Here is a 20579-nt window from a genome sequence, read left to right as displayed (position 1 = left end):
TGTTGGGGTGCCTTCCCCGCGGAAAATAAAACTATGGTGTGTTGGTGCTGATTGGCATTGGTTTCAATATTCCTTTGTTGGAGTGAGTGAAGTGAACAGATTAGAACAGAGACAACAAGTAAACCGATTTATCCATTGGCTTTTTGCTTGTTTTATTATCACTATGCTAAGCGTTGGTTTTTATATGAAAAATACCGACTATTCAGCAACCTTGTATCAGCTACATAAAGCGTTTGGCGTGGTTTTCCTTAGTATTATCTCGTTGAGATACTATTGGCGAATTAAACACCCCTGGTCAAGTGTAGAGCAGGGAACAGGGCAGTCAAAAATAGCTAATAGAGTACATTGGCTACTCCTAACACTGATGGGACTTATGCCGATCACTGGTTTTTTACTTAGTGCATTAAGTGGCTTTGGTATCCACGTGCTAGGGTTGTCCATTGTTCCACAAAACATGGATGTTGCTGGTAACATCGTGCCATTTCATGAGGCGACTTACCAACTGTCTAAGCAGCTCCATTCGATATTTGCTTATAGTTTCGCTGGCCTTATTTCGCTGCATATTACGGCAGCATTGAAGCACCATTTCATCGACAAAGATGCTACTTTGAGTCGGATGCTATCGGCTAAATAAGCCCAAAGAGGATGACCGGAAAAGCATTTTAATCAAGTGTTATTGAAATTTCACAATGCGCGGATGACTAACCGACTTGAGTTATTAAGGGGTCGTCTAAATTATTGGGATGACTGACTAATGTCGGCACATCGAAAGAACAGCCTTGATTCAAAAAGTGTTTGCTAAGGCCTGTTGCAACTTTTCTTAACGGTGCATTGAGACAGCCAAAGCACTGTATCTCAGTGATATAACGCTCTAAAAAACCTGTTGTACCAAAATGTTGCCATTGAGCGACACGCACTAATTCATGGAAATGCGTATTAATATCTAAGGCCACATGTGGAAGAATATAGTAAGTGTTTTTATAGGTGAACGCATTAAGTTCTTTATTCAATAAGTCATCTAAGCCTAACTGTCGTAATTCAGACCTATCGGGCATTGGGATCACGGGCACAATGACAAAATAACTGTTTTGTAGGAAGTCTAATGAATAAAAGCCATTGAGCTTTTCAAGTAAACAAGTGCAGCTTAGCCTTTTATCTTCATGGTATTGATTGGTCTGTTCAATCCATTGCTCCAATGCTTCTACCATGCAACTCATTGCCTTTGGCCCTGAAGTTGGAAGTGAGTGTTAGGCTGGTTGTCGCTGTCCAAGACGAATAAAGCGAAAAAAACGAAAGAGAAGAGCGCTAACCAAAACATGATAAATCCTTTTATCTACTTGAAATTATTTCTATAAAGCTAAAAAATTAGGCAAATTCTTTCTAATTTGCTTGCCTATGCAACTAAAGTGGAATCATCATAGTGCAAAAAATAGTATATTTCAATTTTCTAAAGTAAGCTTTTCTGACGTTATATTGTTTAATCTATTTCAAAATATATAAAAGGAAAACCCGAACAGCTAACCCGTTTAGCGGCTTTATAAGGGTTTAAACCGCATGAGTAACAATGGTAGCAACGTTAAATTTGCGATAAGCGCAACTAACATAGCAAAACCAGTTAACAAGCCAAAAAACATTGATGGATTAAAGTTCGATAGTACAAAGATTGAAAAACCGAAGGTGATTGTAATCGAAGTATAATACATCGCACGCCCAATACTGGCGTGTGAGTTTAAGATGGCGACTTGGTAGTCTTGATGTTTTGCATATTCAACTTTAAATCGATGAACGTAGTGGATTGAGTCATCAACAGCGATACCGACACAAATAGCGGCAATAGTAATGGTCATAATATCCAATGGGATATTAAGCCAGCCCATCAAACCCAGCACCATCGCTGCGGCGACTAAGTTAGGGACTAGTGTGATCAGTGAAAGTGAAATGTTGCGGTAAAGCATCAAGAACATCAGAAAGATACAAAAGAATACGGTACCTAAGGTATAAATTTGAGAGTCGAATAAGCTTTGTAGCATGTTGTTATATAAAACCAACATACCTGAGAATTGAATCTGTTCTGGGGCTAAGTCAAAGTTATTGACCAAACCTTGCTTGATGTTGTCCAATAACTCTTCCCGTTTTAGTGACCTATCACTCTCAAACACGCGGATACTAAATCGAATCTGGTTACCATCTTGTGAGATATATGGATCGATAATCACCGATTTAACAGACAATGGTAGCTTGCTATAAACAATAGACAAGGTGAAGTTATCGTTTTTGGTTTTAGGCTCTATTTGATTTATCAATGACAAACCAGAAGACACGGAAAGCACTTTACCCAGCTGCGGTTGGCTATCTAGGTAATGATGAATACTTCGCACTTCCTCAAGCATCGTGGGGTTAAACCAATAGCCGTTGCTGATTGATGCAAGCTCTGGCTCTTCGTCATCGAATAAATCGGACTCATCGAAATCTAAATCAAGTTCGTCATCAAGCGCATTGAGTGGCTCTTTACCTGTATTGTTGGCAATCTCAGTTGGTTTTGGCGCATTAATAATGATATCTAGTGGAGTCGTGCCTCCAAGTTCCTTATCAATTAATGCCATCCCTTGGTAGATTTCTGTCTCAGGTTTAAAGTAATCAATAAAGCGGTTTTCTACGGTTAGGGATGAAATACCAATCACGCACAGTAAAATGATGATGAGGTAACTAACAGCGACACTAAGTTTATTGCGGAATAAAATTTGTGCAACTGTCAGAACCAAGCGCTTCGTTAAGTTTTGTTGGTTTACTGGCTGACCAACAGGTAGCAGCATTAACATGGCTGGGAAAAAGGTAAACGCCATGATAAAAGATACCGTGATACTAAGTGTCATCATCCAACCGAAATCGATAACGGGGCGAATCCCACTTACAACCAGTGAAACAAAGGCAACGATGGTTGTGACTGCAGTAAACAAACAAGGAATAAACTTTTTACGCAGCATTGTTCTAACCAATATTAATTGGCTGGCTTGAGGATTTTGCCAGTGTAGCTCTTGATAACGTACAACCAAATGAATAGTGAGTGATAAGGTTAGGATCAACATCAAGGATAAAAAATTTGATGATACAACGGTCACGGGCCAATTTAACCATGCCAACAACCCGAGCATTACGGCTCCAGTGACAAAGCAGGTGACTAACGGTAGTACGACCCATTGCAACCGTGAAAAAGCTATCGCGAGTGTAATAATAATAAAAATCAGCACCATCACGCCAAGCGTTGTTAAATCATGTTGGATAAAAGCAATTGAATCAGCAGTAATCATGGGAATACCACCCAAATGGAGAGTTGTATCGCTGCTATATAGCGTCATTAATTGTCTGATATCGGCTATTAACTTTGCTTGCTGGTGCTGAGACGTCTTTATATGTTGGTTAAGTGCGGTGTTGTGTGAACTTAAGGCTTGGCGAAGCTCAAAAGACAACGGTTTGTTATCGACTAATGATTGGGCATGTTCTCGCTGTTGTTTTAGGGACTCAAGAGCCTCATCTGATTTTAAATAAATCAGCAATGCCGTAGTGTTACTGTTGCTACTAATTAATAAATCTCGATAGAGGGGGCTAGATATAAGCTCTGTTTTGGCAAGTTGTTGATCTGTTCCATGACTTAATAGCGTTGGTGTTCGTTGTTGCAGCTCTTCGGCTGAAATTGCTGGGCTATTAATTAAGGGGACATTAAGAATGCTAATAACGTTTGAGACACCGTTTAGGGCTATTAGCTGGTTTGAAAGCTGTTGTAACTTTTTAAGACTGGGTACAGTGAACAAGTCCTGTTGAGGGCTAAACGTCATAATCAAAAAATCATCGGAACCATAACGGTTCTTTATTTCACGATAAAACGCCAAATCAGCATCGTTTTCGATAACCAAGGTGTCACTTGATGCATCTAATCTAAAGTTTGGTATTTGGAAAATGAATAACAAACTAACCAGTAAAACTAACAAGCAAGTCTGTTTAGGCTTAGCAAGAATATATTTAGAATAGAGCGATTCGATGTTCGGTAGCATAAGGGGCTTATTTGATTTTTTATTAATTAAATTATGGACTCATTACAGAGCGGCGTATTGATTTTTGTCATGAACCATCGAATAACTCGCTATTACGTGATTAATTTTTTAATGAGCTTTAAGTTACTGTTCAGGCTATCAAGCTCATTGAGAATAGTGGTTGAGATGAATTGAGCATATCAACAGCGTAAAATGAAACAACGGCAATGTGATGTACCTTACATAAATGCCCTTTTAAACTTAAATGGCTAAAATCTAACCCCACTGAAATATTACTGTCATATTCATCTGTTCTAATGCCCGTGTCAAAAAACTGAAACACAGTTGTCACAACAACGTCACTAATAATTCGCGTTGGAATGATACCCAAAAGGTAAAAAGATGAATACAACTCAACAACCGCACACACTAACAAAATTTTTAAATTGGTCAGCGGTCATTTTCTTAGTCTACTGTATGCTAGTTGCTGTAGGCAGCGTCAGTAGTGGTTTTAAATTATTTTCTGGCGGTAGTGCCGGAGCTGCACAAATTTTTGAATTTGCAACCAACCCATTTGTTGCACTTATTTTAGGTACATTAGCGACAGCGCTGGTGCAATCTTCTTCAACGGTAACAGCCGTCACTGTAGGTTTAGTCGCTGGTGGCTTACCAATCTCAATTGCAATCCCATTAATTATGGGTGCCAACATGGGCACCACGATTACCAATACCATCGTTTCTATTGGTCATATTCGTGAACAAGCTGATTTTAAGCGTGCTTTTAGTGCGGCAACGGTTCATGACTTCTTTAATTTAATGGCGGTAACAATCTTCCTGCCATTAGAAATGATGTTTGGTTTATTAGAAAAACTTGCTAGAACGACAGCGCACTTTTTTATCGGTGGTAGTGATTTATCGATGAAAGGGCTAAACTTTATGAAGCCGCTGACTAAACCCGGTGTTAACTTTATCGGTGATTTAGTGTCATTCGTACCGGGTAAAATGGCCGGTGTCGCGATGGTTATTGTGGGCGTGATGTTAATTCTATTTTCTGTGACGTTCTTGGGCAAAGTATTAAAGAAAGTATTAGTGGGTAAAGCGAAGAGCATCTTACACGGTGCTATTGGTAAAGGGCCAGTTGCTGGTATCACATCAGGTGCTGTTGTGACGGTAATGGTACAGTCATCATCAACAACAACGAGCTTAATGATCCCATTAGCGGGTAGTGGCATGTTTACAACGCGTCAAATTTATCCATTTACGCTAGGTGCAAACATTGGCACAACCATTACGGCATTATTAGCGGCCACTGCAATTTCTGGTGAGATGGCTCAAGCAGCACTAACCATTGCATTAGTACACTTCTTCTTTAACGTCCTTGCTGTAGCGGTGATATATGGTATTCCAGTATTACGTGAATTACCGTTAAAAGCTGCTGACCACTTAGCTGAAGTAGGTACAAAAAATAAATTCTTAGCGTTTAGTTATGTATTTGGTACTTTCTTTGCGCTACCGGGTTTAATCTTAATTGGTGCTCGTTAAGCTCAAACTAAGTATCAACAATAAAGCGGCGATAGGCTATTAACCTATCGCCGCTTTTTTTTGAGCAAGTTTAAGCTAATACTTGTTCGATATAAGGTCTGACAGCCGCTTCAGTCTGACAATGATTGGGTATTGAGATACTACGATAACCGTCACCGACAAAAGCACGGTCAATTTCAATAAGAACGCCCGTTTGATCGCCATTATCGACAAAGGTTACCTCAAGTTCTTTCGCGCCAAAAAATGAGCGAGATTCAGGCTTAAATTCATATTCCTGATAACAAGGCAGCTGAGAACTAAAGTTAGATCCTCTGACTCTTCCAGCTTCGATATCTACTTTGAATAGACGGTAACCGCTTTGTGAAATAACATCGAGCACGGCAAGTTGAGTCGCAGACGGTACAATGGATAGACTGTCTTTATCTGAACCATCAATACCGCTTTTGATATCAAGACCGGTTTGCAGCCATACTTTTGAAACCGATTGACCAAATAGCTGTGTCGCTGGTGTTTCGGGGTGTAGTGTTAGGGTAAATTGATGGGTTACCGTTTCGCCCGGTTTGATAGTAATATTTAACGGTTGATTCCAATGTTGCAATACAACATTTTTGTTATATTTAATATCGTCTTCGCCAATTGAACTTTCTGCTTTAGCTTGTGCCATGATGGCTAGTTCGATTGCATTAAGCTCTTGCTCCACGTCGCCACCAGTGATCACCACTTCGATATCAAAGCTACTTCCTGCCGTTAGTTGGTTACTTAACAAAATGGCATCAACTTTAGCCTTACCGATGCCAACACTGGCTAATAACTTCTTTAACATTTCACATTCCTTAGATAAACGTTTAACTCATATACTGTCATACGAATATAAATAGTAATTAAACGTTTATAAAGAGAATATTATCGCAGGATGTAACAATACGTGTCAGGTGGTTATCTGTTGCTAAGGGGAAGCTGGCGTGTGTGGTTGGCTAGGCAGGGGGCTGACACTTAATTGTATCAACCCTTAAACTGACCGTCGTTACTGCATGTGTTGCTGTTGACGTTGTGCGAGTTTATTTTGGCTGCTTGCTACTTTTTGTTGGTTGCCATGTAAATCAAGGGTATTAAAGTTACCTTTGAGTTTAGAAGCGTTAAAGTCTAACTCCATTGCCGATAGAACTGCGGCGTGTTTTTCTGGAAATAGCTGCGCTATGGCTTGAGACAAGTATTCAAATAGCTTTTTTAGATTAATTTGATGGGTCTGGCCCGTTTTTTCAAAAATCCAATCGGCAACGGCCATAAAGTTATCAAATGGGTTACCGTCGAGCAAATGTGGCATCGTATGCTTAAAGCGCCCTGAATTACCCATCATATCCCAATAGCGAGCGAATCGATTAACATGTTGCATCGTTGCAAAGTCAACGCGATCCGTACTTAAAATATTAAAGGGTGGCAGCGGGTTAAAGCGTAAATCAAAGGCTTCAGTATGGCGGATGATTGGGCTACCTTTAAGGCGCTTTAAAATGCCTAATTGAATTTCATGTGGGCGGCACAGGTAGAGCTCGTTAAAACTTGCTCTAAAGGTGTCAAAGGTTTCACCCGGTAAGCCGAAGATCAGGTCGGCATGAATGTGAGCACTGGTGTTTTCACGAAGCCACAACAGATTCTCTTTCGATTTTGGGTTGTTTTGCTTACGGTTGATATTCACTTGAACCTCTGGATTAAAGGTTTGAATACCGACTTCAAACTGCAAGCTACCTTCTGGGAACTGAGTTAACAGCTCTTTAAGCTTTCTTGGCAGATGATCGGGCACTACTTCGAAATGAAGAAATAGCTCATCACTCATCTTATCTAAGAAAAACTGCATGATTTGCATCGTGGTTTTTATATTTAAGTTAAATGTGCGGTCGATAAACTTAAAGTTACGTGCGCCGCGTTGATAGAGTGTTTCCATCTCCTCTAAAAACAGATCTAATTCAAAGGGGTTTGATGCAGTATCTAATGATGATAAGCAAAACTCACACTTAAACGGACAGCCACGTGACGCTTCAACGTACAGCAGTCGGTTTTTTAAGTCTTCATCAGTGTAATATTGATAAGGTAGTTCAAGATCGGGCAGGGCAATTGGTTTTGATTTTAAGACTTTTTGCGCTGGCTCGGTATTGTTGATGATGTCTTTACACAACAGATAAAAACTTTCATCCGCAGGGCCCGTTAATACATAATCTGCCGACTCAACAATGGCTTGATTATTTGACTCATAACTAACTTCTGGCCCGCCCAACACTATTTTTATCTCTGGCGCTATTACTTTCAATAGGCTCACAACGTTAGTTGTTTCGACAATATTCCAAATATAAACCCCAAAGCCAACAATATCAGGTTTGGATTCTAAGATGCGCTCCACAATATCAATAGCACGGGTTTGAATAACAAACTCTTTGATTTCACAATTACCTTGCAGCTCTTTTAAGTTCGCGTAGAGATAACGTAAACCTAAACTTGCATGAATGTACTTGGCATTAATTGTTGCTAATACAATCTTAGCTGAACTGTCGAGCGCTTCATGTTGGTGAGTCGGGTTGTACTCAATAGGCTCTGACGTGTCAGCGGCTGCGATATCGATTTGCTTAACGGAAAAATCTGAGCTGAATTGTTGGGTTGCCATCGTGTTCTTAAATATCTTGAAAAGTCTGGCCGCCATAATACAGCAATAAAGCAGGATATTCAGTAGCTGATTTTATTGAAGGGGGGAAGCGTGAAGTGAGCGGCAATCTCCCCATTGTGATAACGATGACGTGAGGGAGGAAGTAGCCATAGCATTGGCCACTTCCTGCTTAACCTAACAAAGCATTACCGTTGATTAGGTCGTTTCATCATCATTTTCATTTTGCTTTTTTATACTTTCTTTTTGTTGCTTAACGGTTTGCAGCGTTCGTTCAACATAAGGATCGGGAAGTACCATTTGTACTAGGGCGCCAACAGCATAAGCGGCGGTGCGACGTTTTTTGGCCCACTGGGTTAATTTAATCCAACAATAAATTAAAATCACAAACAATCCCCAAGGGAGTAACTGGCGCGTTAATTGATGATTAATCAGTTGAGTCAGTAATTGATGAAGCTCAGGGAGAGCCCCTTGTTTGAATATAAATGTTCCTGCTGTTATGCATAAGGCAGCAGTCAGTAAGGCCACGGTTAGTAAGGCAGTAATGGTTTTAGTCATAATAATCACTCTTAAGTTTCGGGTAAGCCACAAACAAGCCTTTCTTATTTAAGGCTAAGAGAGTGACTTGTTGCGCTGTTATGGTGAGTTTTTAAGAGTTAAAACGTTGACGTTGGGCAAATTGAATAATTGTCACAAATGAAAAGTGAGTCAGTCGTTGCTGTTTGATCGCAAAGGTTTGCTGTTGTCGCCAGCGCCAGTCAATGGTCAGGTGTTGGTGATAGTTGTCGATTAACGTTGAAAATAGCTGTGTGTTGGCGACTAACGCATAATGAACGCTAGTGTTGACTGATTCGGGGGGCTGGTTTTGTTGAGATAGTACGGGCTGAGAGTAGAATTCATCGGCTCGAATATGCTTTTTCGGGTGTGTGTCACCGAAGATGACCCCAAAGAAAGCACTGAAAGAAAATATGCTTATCAGTAGTAGGCAAAAAACCAAGTGTATTGTTTTACTTCGCACTTTCCCTCCCTTCGATAATAATCTTTTTCTGAATATGTTATAGAACTGGGGGAGCGGCGAGCACTTTTCAAGTGGCAAGTGGCAAGTGGCAACGTGTGTTGAGTCAATGTGACGGTGTTATGACTACTGCCGTGTCATCAGCGTTGATACTGGCAGTAGTATATTAAGCGCTTAACGGAGTTTAGCTGCTTGCTTGTTGTGGGTTATTAATTGCTTTTTTTACAAAGAGCTCCACAGGTATGAAAGCAAAAGGCACGAGAGAGGCTAAAAATAATAGTGTAGAAACCTTTCCTGACCAGCGCTGTTTATTACAGACTTGCATTGATAAGAATACATACATCATAAACAAGATGCCATGGGCCATACCCACTTGTGAAACGAATTCACGACTCACAAACCCCATCGTAATACTTAATATGGCTATATACGATAGCCCCTCTAATAAACTAACTGCTCGAAACAACGTAAGCATTATTGCCCCTTGATTTGATAGATAATTGACCTAAAAATGACTAAATTATCTAACTGCTAATAAACTGGATGCGGATCATAGCAGATTTTGTTTTGGCTTGGGGGCATGCGTAAACAGAATTAACCTTTTATTTGTATTTTTGTGCCAACGGTAACTAAATTCATAAAATCATCCATCTCTTGATTGGTTAAAGCAATGCAGCCATCGGTCCAATTAAAGAGCTGCATGATAGGGGCAAACCAGCCCAAGTCATTTCTTTGACCGTGCACCATAATAAACCCACCTGCTGAGACCCCCAATTTTTTCGCCTGTGCTTTATCGTGTGTGTTTGGGTAGTTGATATGCATCGCGCGATAAAATGAAGAGTCTTCTTTTTTGTAATCGAGGGTATAAGTGCCTTCAGGCGTCCTTTCATCACCTTCTTGTTGCTTATGCCCTTGCGGATTACTACCCAAGGCTACGTTATACTCACGTACAATTTGACCATGGCTTAGCAATATCATTTTACCCGCTGATTTATCGACCTTGACCAAGTCAACGGCTGAAAACGCTTGAGTTTCACATTGCTGAATTGACGCTAACCAGCGACCTCCTGAATCTAAGCAACTATCCTGATTGATGAATTGTTTGGCGAAAGAATAAATCGCGATAGCTGCGATAATAATGATTGGGTATTTAATGACGTTTAGTCGCACGGTTTATCCAATGAGTTAGTTGGTGGTACATCCGGTTGAATATTATACTTAGTGCTGCTTAATAATAAGTGAATGAGCAGCATGAGGTCGGCGTATTTTTAGGGTGATTTAACGCCGTTTAAAGACATGGCGACTAGAATTAAGAGTAGGTGTCCTAGCTGCATAAGGATGTTCTCGATGTTTTTGTCTGTATTGTTTAAGCAAGCACTCGCATGGCTTATTTTCTTTTTTATGTGTAGTGTAGGTGGAACGGCGTGTAGCGATACAAGTAAAGAAAAGATTAAGTCACCGAAGGTTCTACTTGCTGAAGTAAAGGACATTCAAAAAAAGTGTTCCATTAATAATTTAGAGCTTTCCTTTTATGGTAAGTGCCATAATGATCTAACTCGTATTAAACTCTACACCTTTAACCTTATCCTGACAGGAAGGGCTTCCAAAGATAATTATGAGTCAGTGATGTCGTATATCGACATTGTTGAAGTGGAGCTGGAGGCGATTACATCTAATCGTTTAAATAATAAAAACTAGCTTCGAGTCTGTTGTTAAGTCTATCTGATAAGGGAAGCTTGACAGTTTTCTCTAGTTGGAGGTCATAGCGTTTAGGTGTAAACGCCTTCTTGCCCTGATGGTTTAGCTATCGCATTGCCATTTCTATCATGGCGGCCATCAATTTCAGGTGTTGAGAGTAAAAATGCATGAAACTTAACAATACCGTATTTCTTTCTAATACTATTTGCCCAAATTAGACCGAGGATAGCGCCGACAACTGCACAGCTACCGATGAGATAAATCGCTTGCGCTTGAGGTAAGTAATTTAATGAAATAGACCCTACCAAGGTGAATATGATCATTGGCGTAATGACTATTTGTAAGAATAAAACCGTTAGAACGTAGACTGCAATTAACGCAATTTGCAGCTCGCAAAAAAGCGTGAGGAGATATTTTAACGTTTTGGTAATCACACAAATCCCTTGTGAAGCAGATATTAAGGTAGGCAGAGGCTGGTGGTATAAGACACGCCCGAATAGTTTTGTGTATAATAGTTACAAACTTATTATATTTCAACTTGTTGTTTGTTGAATCATCGCAACTAAAAAGAGAGGGCTTTGAGGAGAGCACAATGTTAGCTCCCCTCGTGAAGCCTAGTTAGATTATCACTTAATTGTTCTTTAATACCCTATGTTCTTTTCTTAGGCCGAGAAATAAACTCACACACATCACAATTAATATGACTGTGAATGGTAGTCCAACAGTAATCGCTGCTGCTTGAAGTGCACCTAGGGCATCTGCGCCACCACCAAATAAAAGCACGGCGGCGATAACTCCTTCTAAAGTTGCCCAAAAGACACGCTGTACCACAGGAACATCGACTTTACCGCCCGCGGTAATACTATCAATGACAAGAGAGCCTGAGTCTGATGACGTTATAAAGAATATCAATACCAGCAAGATCGCTAGGAAAGAAGTAACGGTGGCTAATGGCAGGTTTTCTAGCATCTGAAACAACGCTAATGAGCTATCACTAATCCCATTGGCCAGTTGACCAACCCCATTCTTAGCTTGCTCAAGCCCCATGCCACCAAAAGTCGCCATCCATACTGTTGTTAGTAAGGTAGGCACAAAGAGTACGGCGAGGATAAACTCACGAACTGTTCTTCCCCGTGAAATTCTCGCGATAAACATCCCAACAAAAGGTGACCATGAAATCCACCACGCCCAATAGAAAATGGTCCAGCCGTGATAAAAGGTAGTATCTTGTCGGTTTACCCAGTTACTCAGGGGGATAATGTTTTCAGCGTATGCAAGCAGTGTGGTGCCCACACCATTAATAATTAGAGTAGTTGAACCGGTGAATATAACAAATAACATCAATATTAATGCGAGTGACATGTTGATATTACTTAATACTTTGACGCCACCCTCAAGCCCTCTGACGACGGAAAGTATCGCAATAAAAGTTACCGCAAAGATAATGGCAATTTGCGTGGTAATGGTATTGGGCACATCAAACAGAAAATGAAGCCCGCCTGCGGCTTGTTGCGCGCCAAAACCTAAAGAGGTAGCTAGGCCAAAAATAGTTGCTAAAACGGCTGTTGTATCAATGATATTACCTGGCCAGCCCCACACTCGTTCACCTAATATAGGAAAAAAAGTCGAGCGAATAGTTAATGGCATATTGCAGTTATAAGTGAAGAAGGCGAGCGATAAGCCAACAACGGCATAGATTGCCCACGGATGTAACCCCCAGTGAAACATCGTCGCGCCCATCGCCATTCTAGCCGCTTCCGCAGTACCCTCTGGAGTGTTTAATGGTGTTCCGTACCAGTTAGTAAAATAACCCACGGGCTCGGCGACACTCCAAAACATTAAACCAATGCCCATGCCGGCCGAAAAAAGCATCGCAAACCAAGACAATACACTAAAGCTGGGCTTGGCATCAGCCCCCCCGAGGCGAATCTTACCGACGGGTAATATCACTAAGGCCAGACAAAACAGCACAAAAAGATTACCGCCTATCATGAATAACCAATCAAAGTGATTAATAGACCAACCTTTTGTTGCATCAAACCATTGTTTTGCAACATCAGGGAATATTAGGGTTAGTGTGACAAATAGCGCGATTAATGTTGCTGAAAATAAAAATACCGAATTGTGTAAATCCATCCCCATGATTTCAACATTGTGCTCACCGACCTCGTGTGCCGTTTCATAAATTGGATCTTCGACTTTATTTTGTTCATTATGAAGTACTTCTGTATTTACCTTCACCATATTCTCCTAGAAGTACCAACCAATATTGATATTTAAGCGCGAATGCCATTTTAGCTGACCTTGATCTATGCCAATACCGGGTCCACCGGCAAACCACATATTTTTACCTGCAACCCAGTCGATATAGGTGTTTATACCGCCTTTAGTTATCAAGCAGCCTGTTACATTTTGTATCGAGTTCGCTAAGCCAGAATGATCAGAGGCATCGATGTAGGTACTGTCGTTATAACAGGTGACAGAGTCTGCAAAATCGTTCATGACGGACATTTTTTTTGCAAGGTTAACGCTCACAAGATTAGCTTCGGTTGCTATCTCAAATGGAAACTCGAATGCAGCTAATGTGATGCGGTGATCAGCGGTCTCCAAACTGCTCTTTGAGTCATAGTGGTATTTAATAAATTGAATTTGACTGTTCCAACCGTCATTAAAATGGCCATCAAAATGAACTCCAGCAGCCCAATGATTGCCGCGCTCTTGGTTAGTCGTGTTTCTAAACTTCCCAGTTTGTAAAGAAGTGCCTAGTGTATGCTTGCCCCATTGATATTGCACTCGAGCGTTTAATTGGCCATCTTCTTTGTTGCTTCTCGCTTGGTCATATGACGATGAGAGATCAAATGAATAACGGCCCCATTGTGTCGGGTCATCATATTCGCTATTTAAAAAGTAGGCAGTATCAAGCGTCCAGTTTCCTTGTGTATGATGCCACTTTATCCCCGCATCATAGTCATCCTCAAGGCCAAGATAATAAGTTCCGCCAAACCAGAAACTATGCGAGGCATAAGGTGCGATCCCAAAAGGAACTTGCGTTAGTCCGACACGGATTGTGTTTGACTCGTCGATGACATAGCCAACTTCAGCATGGTGAATCGCTTCAAAACCTTGATACCATCGGTATTGTGCATCGAGAAACCACTTTCCTTGCTTGACATTGGCATCGATTCTAAACAGCTCAAAATCGAAAGTCCCATTATTGTCTGGGCCATAATCTTTCCAAGCATAATTAAGCCTAACTGCGCCACCAATATCTATCTGAGCTTCAGTTGTTGCAGCTTTTAAGTCAGGGTGAGGAATAAGGAGGATTGTTGCAATACTAGTAAACGTGAGGAGTTTGATCACAAACTTCGCCTTTTTTCACGATAAAACATAAGTATAGCTTGTACTGCATGTAACCTGACTCTTTCTTTCTTCTAAATATGGCATACCTATCACAGACTTGATAATTAAAACGTTAAAACCAGTTGTAGTGGAACCAATGGGAGGGTGTTTTCTTCTCATTATTGATTGTAACGGCAACAAGTGGGCAGTTTTTCTGTGCCATTGAAACTAGTTAATCTCTGCCTTTAGGTTTATAAGTGGTGGAATTTATGTGATATTAATGGCTATCTAAAAGAATTATCCGACAACATTTACATCGCTGTGTGGATAATAAAAAATTAGTTAGTTTTAGGATCATGAATGAAGCTTCGTACATTAGCCGTTTTAACACTTTTACTGTCTGGCTGTTCAGCCAACTCCAGCCTGCGTGCATACGACAATAGCCTTGAGCAATTTGACGGGATTGAAGTCAATGAACAACATCAGTCGGTGATTGCAAAAGCTAACTGGCACCATGGGGCTGTTGATTGTGATAACAATCAATCTGCAGCGCATGAGGTTTATCAGCATGATCAACAAACGTTTATCATCAGACAAAATAAATGTTTAACATTTGAAGCACCTTTTATTTATGTCTTCGTTGGCAGCGAGAAAATCTTGCTGTTAGATACCGGTGCACTTACCGATGAACCTAAACACTCCTTGTATCAAACCTTACAACAGACACTCGGTCGTGAGCAGCTTACGCGTAAAGAACTGCTTGTGTTGCATTCTCATAGTCATAGCGATCACTATCAAGGCGATGCAGGCTTTGAAGGGGTGGAAAATATTAAGTTAGTGCCGACTACTGCAAGTGATGTGAATCGATTTTTGGGCTTTGACAACTGGCCACAAGGGCAAAAAGTCATTGATTTAGGAGACAGAGCTATCACCGTACTCGCAACACCAGGTCACCAAGAAGAAGCTATCACGCTTTACGATCATAAAAACCAATGGTTGATGACCGGCGACACCTTATACCCCGGTTTAATCTATGTGAAAGATTGGCAGATGTATCGTAACAGCATAGAGCGGTTGACAACATTTGCATTAAACAATCAAGTTACTGCGATTTTGGGGGCTCACATTGAAATGAAAAAACAACCAAGTTTATATTACCCAATCGGCTCGACTTATCAGCCAGATGAAGCAAGCCTTGATTTGAAGGTGCAAAGCTTGCATCAGCTCAATGCTCAGTTACAACAACACCAACAGCCGACAGAAATCATTTTTGATCGCTTTATTATCAAGCCAATGAATGGTTTTCAACGTTTGCTCAGTAATATTGCAAGGTGGATTACACAATAATAAAAACAACTTAAGGCGACTTTAATTGATGTAAGATGCGGCAATCTTCAATTTGGTCGTTTTCACAACAAGATGCCAGCTTTGCTAGTGATTGCTCTAATAATGCCAACTCTTTTTGAGTTTGTTGAATGCGGGCGAGTTGGTCATCAATAATTTTATCAACCGTGTGACATGACGCTTTGGGATCTTGTTGCACATCAACCAGCTGCTTTATTTCACTGATAGCAATGTTGAGCTCTCTACAGCGCCTAATAAAGATTAGGGTTTCAATGTCAGATTGTTGGTATTGACGATAACCATTGCTAGCACGTGTTGCAGGGGTTAATAATCTCACCTGCTCATAATAGCGAATCGTTTTTACAGGGACTTGAGCTACCCTCGCCAGTTCACTTATTTTCATCTTGACCTTCTAGTGACTGTAATCTTTATAATGGAGCATATCATTTGTTAAATCACCTTATAAGAAACAATCTATGTCTTATTCTTTCTTTCCCGTAACCTTTGCGCTGCCTCTCATTTTTGTGCCGTTAGCTCATGCAGGCCAATCACATGAACATGATAAAAATAACGATCACGGGCACGAAAAACAGCATCACCAAGCTCAAGAGCATGGCCATGAACACGATCACATAGAAAAGATCACAGTACAGGCAACGCGCTCAGGACGTATTGCTGATGAACAACCGATTCGGGTTGAGCTTATCAACCGAGAAGAAATTGAAGAAAAAGCGGCAATGCGCCCGGGTAATATCTCGATGCTCGTTGCGGAAACTGGCGGCGTTCGTGTTCAGACGACATCACCAGCGTTAGGCAGTGCCAACATCAGGCTGCAAGGGTTATACGGTCGTTACACTCAGCTCCTTGCAGACGGCTTACCTTTATACGGCAATCAAGCTGCTTCTATTGGCTTATTGCAAATTCCACCAACTGATTTGGGACGGGTTGAGATAATCAAAGGCTCAGCGTCTTCACTTTATGGCGGCTCGGCATTAGGTGGTGTGATTAACCTTGTGTCAAGAACGCCGGGCGATAAATCGACAGGTGAAATGCTCATCAATTTAACCACCGCTGACGGTCAAGATGTCACCACCTATCTCGAAAGCCCTTTGACTGACTCGCTTAAAGGCTCGTTGACTGCTGGCGCGCATCGTCAAAGCGGTCAAGATATTGATAGCGATGGCTGGCTTGATCTGGCTGAGTATGAGCGTTATACGGTGCGTCCGCGACTGTTTTGGCAAGGCGATGAAGGCCAGACGCTATATGCTACATCGGGTTTCATGACCGAGCAACGAGACGGGGGCAATGCTCATGATGGCACAGTTGCTGATGGTAGCTTTTTCAAACAATCACAAGACTCACAACGCATCGATGGCGGTCTTGTTTTTGACATGCCAATATCAGACGAGCTGACTTTTAATGCACGAGCCTCTGCGATGGTACAAACGCACACGCATGGTTATGGTCATGCTTTTGATGATGACCAACATGAAAGTTATTTGTTAGAAAGTAGTATTGCTGGTTACAGCGAACACAGTGATTGGGTGGTGGGACTTGCTTATCAAGCCGACATTTTTGCCTCTGATACCTACTCTGAGTTCGATTATTCTTATCAAGTGCCGGGAGTTTTTGCTCAATTAGATTATGAGCATGCTGATAGCCTAACCACCTCTTACAGCGCGCGAGTCGATGAACATAGTGAATATGGCACGCAATTTAGTCCTAGAGTCTCATTGCTATATCGACCGGGTGATTTAACGATTAGAGGGTCGTACGGGCAGGGCTATTTCGCGCCAACACCCTTTGTTGAAGCCGTTGACGCGGCTGGGTTGTCAAGACTGGAACCCATTGGACACTTGAAAGCAGAACAAGCGGAAACGGCTTCGGTTGATGTCACTTATACCTTTGACAGCATTGAAACCAGCCTAACCTTATTTAGTTCAACAGTCGATAATGCCACTGTGTTGCAAGCCGTTGCATCAGATAACACAGGGGCGTTAAATAGGGTAAGACTGGTTAATGCAGAGGGGCAAAGTAAAATTCGCGGCTCTGAGGCGTTACTTCGTTACTACTGGCATGACGTCAAATTAACCGCAAGTTATTTGTATCTAGACGCCACTGAGCGTGCACCCAATGGCCAAGGCACAAGAGCGATTGCATTGACACCTAAGTACTCGGCAGGTTTTGTTGCGATGTGGGAGCAACATGGTAACTTCAGAGCAGGTTTTGAAGCCTATTACACAGGGTCGCAACGCTTAAATGATAACCCTTATATTGAAAAGTCTAGCCCATACTGGCATTTAGGTTTAATGGGGGAGATCACTGTTGGCCGATTCAGCTGGTTTATCAATTTAGAAAACCTACTTGATGTTAAACAAACTGATGAGCACCCATTACTCTTGCCGGCGCAAGCACCAAGTGGTCAATGGACCACGGATATCTGGTCACGCAACGACGGCTTTATTGCCAATGCTGGGGTTAGGATTAAGTTTGGTGGTTAGTGAATAACGGTTGAGCTTTAAAAATGCAATGCCTGCGAAGTGCAGGTATTGCCTTTGATTAGATATACTTTTCCCTGACACTGCTGCTAGCTTTTTCGGTTGGTCAGGAAGATACCTAACGCAATAATGCTCGCTCCTAACAACGTAGTTTCTTCAATCGTGTCACCAAATAGCAGGTAAGCACTGACAGCTGCTGATACTGGGGTTAAATAAAATACACTTGCAACTTTGCTTACTTCTCCTCGCCTGATCATTAAATAAAGTAAGCTCAGGGCTCCTAATGACACACCTACAGTCATGTAAACAAGCGCAATGATGAACTCGCTTGTTAAAACAACGTCAAAAACATCAAAAAAAGGTAATAATAGCAGGCAGATGAAAGCAGAAGTCAGTGATTGAATAGCGCCACCGGAGAATAGCGCCATATTCTGACAAAAACGCTTCTGGTATAAGCTACCAAAGGTCACGCCCAGCAAAGCCAGCACGGACATACCGATGGCAACCCAGCTAAAAGGGCCTGTTTCAATTGACTGACTGACGACAACAGCCACGCCTAAAAAACCACAGAACAGCCCTAACCACTGTGATGAATTCATTTTTTCATTAATTAACGTTTGTGCAAACAAGGCAACGAGGATTGGTTGCAGTGCGATGATTAAGGCTGAAAGTGCTGGAGTTAAGCCCATATCAATTGAGACGAAAACGCCAATCGAGAATAGGCACACGGTCAGGGTTCCTGCTATTGCAATATGTACAGTGTCACGCCAACTCGGACGTTGTTCACCAAACCAATAGGCGATAAAAAAAAGTAATATGCCCGCTGCAAAAAACCTTAAAGTTAGAAAACTTAACGGCGAAGAATGCGGGAGCCCAAGCTTTGCACCCACAAAACCACTGCCATAAAGGAGCACAAAAAAGAACGGCAGTGCAAAGCGGTTGATGTCACTTGTCGACGTTCTAGAGCTTGTATTGGAATTCATGCTTTATTCTCCATGAAATAGCAAGTTATGTACTAGGTGGTACAATTAGGTTTTGTACCTTATGGTACAATCGGACGAAATGCAAATATTCAAGGGTTAAATAATGTCTCAACCACTTAAAAAAGAGCGTTTACCACGTGGTCAAGGGCGAGAACGTATTTTATCTGCTGCGACAGAACTTTTTTTGAGAAATGGTTTTGAGGCAACGAGCCCTCAAGCCATTTATGCTGCAAGTGGCGTTGGGCAGGGGAGTTTTTATCATCATTTTTCAAATAAAGATGACTTAGCCAATGCCGTACTGGAGCAAATTGTTGAAGAAAAGACCACTGAACTAAGCCACATTTCATCAACAATATCCGACCCGAAAAAACGTATTGAGGCATATTTAAAATTGCCACGTCAAGGCACGGCTGGCTGTAAGTTTGGACGCTTTATGTATGAAACATCAGCGCAAAAGCATGAATTGAATAAGCCTATTCAAGAATTCTTTGATGAACTATTTGTTTTTCTTAAGCACAATTTCCAAGCAGCTCAAGATCAAAAGCTGATTTCATCAGATTTATCTGCTGAAGATTTGAGTTTCATTTTGATGGAGCAGATCCAAGGAGGCTATATTATGTCGCGGATTTATCAGAGTGATACTTGCCAAGTACATACTCTACAGCGTTTAGCAAAGCAGTTCGGGTTAACACTTTAACAATAACTGTAACTAAACTTCCCCACAAGGCGGCTGTTATGAGGAATCGATAAAGCGCTTCACTGGCTGCCTAGCAACATACATTTAACTTCAGAATAAACCTACCGTTCTGTGTTGATAAATGTCGCATTAAAGAATATCACTTTGATGCGCTTATAGGCTGGGTTAGTGGTCTACTTTAAAGCGATGAAATCATCTACCTTGATGAACCTTAAAAATACATTTCCTTATGATATAAAAATTGACTGTTAATGCTCATTTAAGGGACTAAATTACCTTGCTAACATGCTGTCGCAGAGTAAAACCGAGCAGACTGTCCCACATTGATTCTTATTAGGTGGATTTACCATTCATGCTAACTATTTTTCGTCACCATCGTTACTTTTTGACAAGCTATACGCGACTGAACCAGCAATGAGGCCAAACGTTGAGCCGAAAACAAGCCCTAGACTCACATCCCCAAACAGAGCAGGGCCAAATGTAATTCCTAGACCTGTTCCAAATACCAAACCAATCCCGGGGAAACTGATAGGCGGTAATTTGTTGTGCTGCTTACTCATAATATAAGCCCTTCTTTGAATTCGAAAAACAACCTGTATTTATAAAAACGAACGACGGAATGTAATAATCCATTTATTCAGAGAGTTATCAACCAATAACGGTAACTCTTATGCCTTTAAAGGTAAGCGGTCAATTAACCCCACCTAGCAATGTTAATGGGCTTTTAGAATAATAACCTCACTATTTATCCACTTGAGATTATTATGGCTAAACACAAAAAATCA

Annotated in this window: 21 protein-coding genes; 6 read left to right on the top strand and 15 right to left on the bottom strand. The window is 41.2% G+C overall.

What is annotated here, in order from left to right; all coding sequences use genetic code 11:
* Nucleotides 1-91: 91 nt before the first annotated feature.
* Nucleotides 92-634: a cytochrome b gene (locus tag Q8W26_RS16075; RefSeq protein WP_153071547.1), complete on the top strand. Its 543-nt coding sequence runs from the start codon at nt 92-94 to the stop codon at nt 632-634.
* Between the two features lie 67 nt (nt 635-701).
* On the opposite strand, the gene Q8W26_RS16070 is transcribed toward Q8W26_RS16075, so the two are convergent.
* From Q8W26_RS16070 to Q8W26_RS16060, 3 genes are all read right to left on the bottom strand, one after another.
* On the bottom strand, nt 702-1217 hold the full coding sequence (locus tag Q8W26_RS16070) for a hypothetical protein (RefSeq protein WP_153071548.1): 516 nt from the start codon (nt 1215-1217) through the stop codon (nt 702-704).
* A 318-nt stretch (nt 1218-1535) separates the two neighbouring features.
* Nucleotides 1536-4049: an RND family transporter gene (locus tag Q8W26_RS16065; protein WP_101215951.1), complete on the bottom strand. Its 2514-nt coding sequence runs from the start codon at nt 4047-4049 to the stop codon at nt 1536-1538.
* 130 nt (nt 4050-4179) lie between these two features.
* Nucleotides 4180-4380 carry a hypothetical protein gene (locus Q8W26_RS16060; protein WP_153071549.1) on the bottom strand — a complete coding sequence of 67 codons (201 nt, stop codon included), beginning with the start codon at nt 4378-4380 and terminating at the stop codon, nt 4180-4182.
* Between the two features lie 50 nt (nt 4381-4430).
* Here Q8W26_RS16060 and Q8W26_RS16055 point away from each other — a divergent pair, with 50 nt between their 5' ends.
* Nucleotides 4431-5570 (top strand): Na/Pi symporter, encoded by a 1140-nt coding sequence (locus tag Q8W26_RS16055; RefSeq protein ID WP_101215953.1) that lies wholly within the window; start codon nt 4431-4433, stop codon nt 5568-5570.
* Nucleotides 5571-5640: 70 nt separating this feature from the next.
* Here the strand turns inward: Q8W26_RS16055 and Q8W26_RS16050 are convergent, their stop codons facing one another.
* From Q8W26_RS16050 to Q8W26_RS16025, 6 genes are all read right to left on the bottom strand, one after another.
* Nucleotides 5641-6393 (bottom strand): sporulation protein, encoded by a 753-nt coding sequence (locus tag Q8W26_RS16050; protein ID WP_101215954.1) that lies wholly within the window; start codon nt 6391-6393, stop codon nt 5641-5643.
* 201 nt (nt 6394-6594) lie between these two features.
* Nucleotides 6595-8223 (bottom strand): B12-binding domain-containing radical SAM protein, encoded by a 1629-nt coding sequence (locus tag Q8W26_RS16045; RefSeq protein WP_101215955.1) that lies wholly within the window; start codon nt 8221-8223, stop codon nt 6595-6597.
* A gap of 195 nt (nt 8224-8418) precedes the next feature.
* Nucleotides 8419-8778, bottom strand: a complete 360-nt coding sequence (locus Q8W26_RS16040; RefSeq protein WP_101215956.1) for a hypothetical protein — start codon at nt 8776-8778, stop codon at nt 8419-8421.
* A 91-nt stretch (nt 8779-8869) separates the two neighbouring features.
* Nucleotides 8870-9238 (bottom strand): hypothetical protein, encoded by a 369-nt coding sequence (locus Q8W26_RS16035; protein ID WP_101215957.1) that lies wholly within the window; start codon nt 9236-9238, stop codon nt 8870-8872.
* A 181-nt stretch (nt 9239-9419) separates the two neighbouring features.
* Nucleotides 9420-9710 carry a DUF3817 domain-containing protein gene (locus Q8W26_RS16030; protein ID WP_101215958.1) on the bottom strand — a complete coding sequence of 97 codons (291 nt, stop codon included), beginning with the start codon at nt 9708-9710 and terminating at the stop codon, nt 9420-9422.
* A 119-nt stretch (nt 9711-9829) separates the two neighbouring features.
* On the bottom strand, nt 9830-10405 hold the full coding sequence (locus Q8W26_RS16025) for a murein L,D-transpeptidase family protein (protein WP_305473767.1): 576 nt from the start codon (nt 10403-10405) through the stop codon (nt 9830-9832).
* A gap of 177 nt (nt 10406-10582) precedes the next feature.
* Here Q8W26_RS16025 and Q8W26_RS16020 point away from each other — a divergent pair, with 177 nt between their 5' ends.
* Entirely contained in the window at nt 10583-10933 is a 351-nt protein-coding gene (locus Q8W26_RS16020) for a hypothetical protein (protein ID WP_101215959.1), read from the top strand.
* 71 nt (nt 10934-11004) lie between these two features.
* On the opposite strand, the gene Q8W26_RS16015 is transcribed toward Q8W26_RS16020, so the two are convergent.
* The 3 genes from Q8W26_RS16015 to Q8W26_RS16005 form a co-directional block, all read right to left on the bottom strand.
* Nucleotides 11005-11367, bottom strand: coding sequence for a hypothetical protein (locus Q8W26_RS16015; protein ID WP_101215960.1), 363 nt, complete (start codon nt 11365-11367; stop codon nt 11005-11007).
* A gap of 196 nt (nt 11368-11563) precedes the next feature.
* Nucleotides 11564-13177: a BCCT family transporter gene (locus Q8W26_RS16010; RefSeq protein ID WP_101215961.1), complete on the bottom strand. Its 1614-nt coding sequence runs from the start codon at nt 13175-13177 to the stop codon at nt 11564-11566.
* 6 nt (nt 13178-13183) lie between these two features.
* On the bottom strand, nt 13184-14293 hold the full coding sequence (locus Q8W26_RS16005; RefSeq protein WP_305473766.1) for a hypothetical protein: 1110 nt from the start codon (nt 14291-14293) through the stop codon (nt 13184-13186).
* A 339-nt stretch (nt 14294-14632) separates the two neighbouring features.
* Here Q8W26_RS16005 and Q8W26_RS16000 point away from each other — a divergent pair, with 339 nt between their 5' ends.
* A complete protein-coding gene (locus Q8W26_RS16000; protein WP_101215962.1) occupies nt 14633-15619 on the top strand; it encodes an MBL fold metallo-hydrolase in 987 nt (328 codons plus the stop codon).
* 10 nt (nt 15620-15629) lie between these two features.
* Here Q8W26_RS16000 and Q8W26_RS15995 read toward each other — a convergent pair whose 3' ends face one another.
* A complete protein-coding gene (locus Q8W26_RS15995; protein WP_101215963.1) occupies nt 15630-16019 on the bottom strand; it encodes a MerR family transcriptional regulator in 390 nt (129 codons plus the stop codon).
* Nucleotides 16020-16092: 73 nt separating this feature from the next.
* Here Q8W26_RS15995 and Q8W26_RS15990 point away from each other — a divergent pair, with 73 nt between their 5' ends.
* Nucleotides 16093-18117 carry a TonB-dependent siderophore receptor gene (locus tag Q8W26_RS15990; RefSeq protein WP_101215964.1) on the top strand — a complete coding sequence of 675 codons (2025 nt, stop codon included), beginning with the start codon at nt 16093-16095 and terminating at the stop codon, nt 18115-18117.
* 86 nt (nt 18118-18203) lie between these two features.
* Here the strand turns inward: Q8W26_RS15990 and Q8W26_RS15985 are convergent, their stop codons facing one another.
* The gene (locus tag Q8W26_RS15985; RefSeq protein WP_101215965.1) at nt 18204-19097 is read right to left on the bottom strand and encodes a DMT family transporter; all 894 of its coding nucleotides are present in this window, start codon (nt 19095-19097) and stop codon (nt 18204-18206) included.
* A gap of 103 nt (nt 19098-19200) precedes the next feature.
* Between Q8W26_RS15985 and Q8W26_RS15980 the strand changes: the two genes are divergently transcribed.
* Nucleotides 19201-19794: a TetR/AcrR family transcriptional regulator gene (locus Q8W26_RS15980; RefSeq protein WP_101215966.1), complete on the top strand. Its 594-nt coding sequence runs from the start codon at nt 19201-19203 to the stop codon at nt 19792-19794.
* A gap of 359 nt (nt 19795-20153) precedes the next feature.
* Here the strand turns inward: Q8W26_RS15980 and Q8W26_RS15975 are convergent, their stop codons facing one another.
* Entirely contained in the window at nt 20154-20354 is a 201-nt protein-coding gene (locus tag Q8W26_RS15975; RefSeq protein WP_101215967.1) for a hypothetical protein, read from the bottom strand.
* Between the last annotated feature and the right edge of the window lie 225 nt (nt 20355-20579).

Source organism: Psychrobium sp. 1_MG-2023, assembly GCF_030689115.1.
In the GTDB taxonomy this organism is placed as follows: domain Bacteria; phylum Pseudomonadota; class Gammaproteobacteria; order Enterobacterales; family Psychrobiaceae; genus Psychrobium.
This window is presented reverse-complemented; position numbering and strand designations above follow the sequence as displayed.

Coding starts and splice junctions, on each gene's coding strand:
- Q8W26_RS16000 (WP_101215962.1), top strand. CDS start 14,633: ATGAAGCTTCGTACATTAGCCGTTTTAACACTTTTACTGTCTGGCTGT.
- Q8W26_RS16045 (WP_101215955.1), bottom strand. CDS start 8,223: ATGGCAACCCAACAATTCAGCTCAGATTTTTCCGTTAAGCAAATCGAT.
- Q8W26_RS16030 (WP_101215958.1), bottom strand. CDS start 9,710: ATGCTTACGTTGTTTCGAGCAGTTAGTTTATTAGAGGGGCTATCGTAT.
- Q8W26_RS16050 (WP_101215954.1), bottom strand. CDS start 6,393: ATGTTAAAGAAGTTATTAGCCAGTGTTGGCATCGGTAAGGCTAAAGTT.
- Q8W26_RS15975 (WP_101215967.1), bottom strand. CDS start 20,354: ATGAGTAAGCAGCACAACAAATTACCGCCTATCAGTTTCCCCGGGATT.
- Q8W26_RS16040 (WP_101215956.1), bottom strand. CDS start 8,778: ATGACTAAAACCATTACTGCCTTACTAACCGTGGCCTTACTGACTGCT.
- Q8W26_RS16065 (WP_101215951.1), bottom strand. CDS start 4,049: ATGCTACCGAACATCGAATCGCTCTATTCTAAATATATTCTTGCTAAG.
- Q8W26_RS15995 (WP_101215963.1), bottom strand. CDS start 16,019: ATGAAAATAAGTGAACTGGCGAGGGTAGCTCAAGTCCCTGTAAAAACG.
- Q8W26_RS16020 (WP_101215959.1), top strand. CDS start 10,583: ATGTTTTTGTCTGTATTGTTTAAGCAAGCACTCGCATGGCTTATTTTC.
- Q8W26_RS15985 (WP_101215965.1), bottom strand. CDS start 19,097: ATGAATTCCAATACAAGCTCTAGAACGTCGACAAGTGACATCAACCGC.
- Q8W26_RS16010 (WP_101215961.1), bottom strand. CDS start 13,177: ATGGTGAAGGTAAATACAGAAGTACTTCATAATGAACAAAATAAAGTC.
- Q8W26_RS16055 (WP_101215953.1), top strand. CDS start 4,431: ATGAATACAACTCAACAACCGCACACACTAACAAAATTTTTAAATTGG.
- Q8W26_RS15980 (WP_101215966.1), top strand. CDS start 19,201: ATGTCTCAACCACTTAAAAAAGAGCGTTTACCACGTGGTCAAGGGCGA.
- Q8W26_RS16070 (WP_153071548.1), bottom strand. CDS start 1,217: ATGAGTTGCATGGTAGAAGCATTGGAGCAATGGATTGAACAGACCAAT.
- Q8W26_RS15990 (WP_101215964.1), top strand. CDS start 16,093: ATGTCTTATTCTTTCTTTCCCGTAACCTTTGCGCTGCCTCTCATTTTT.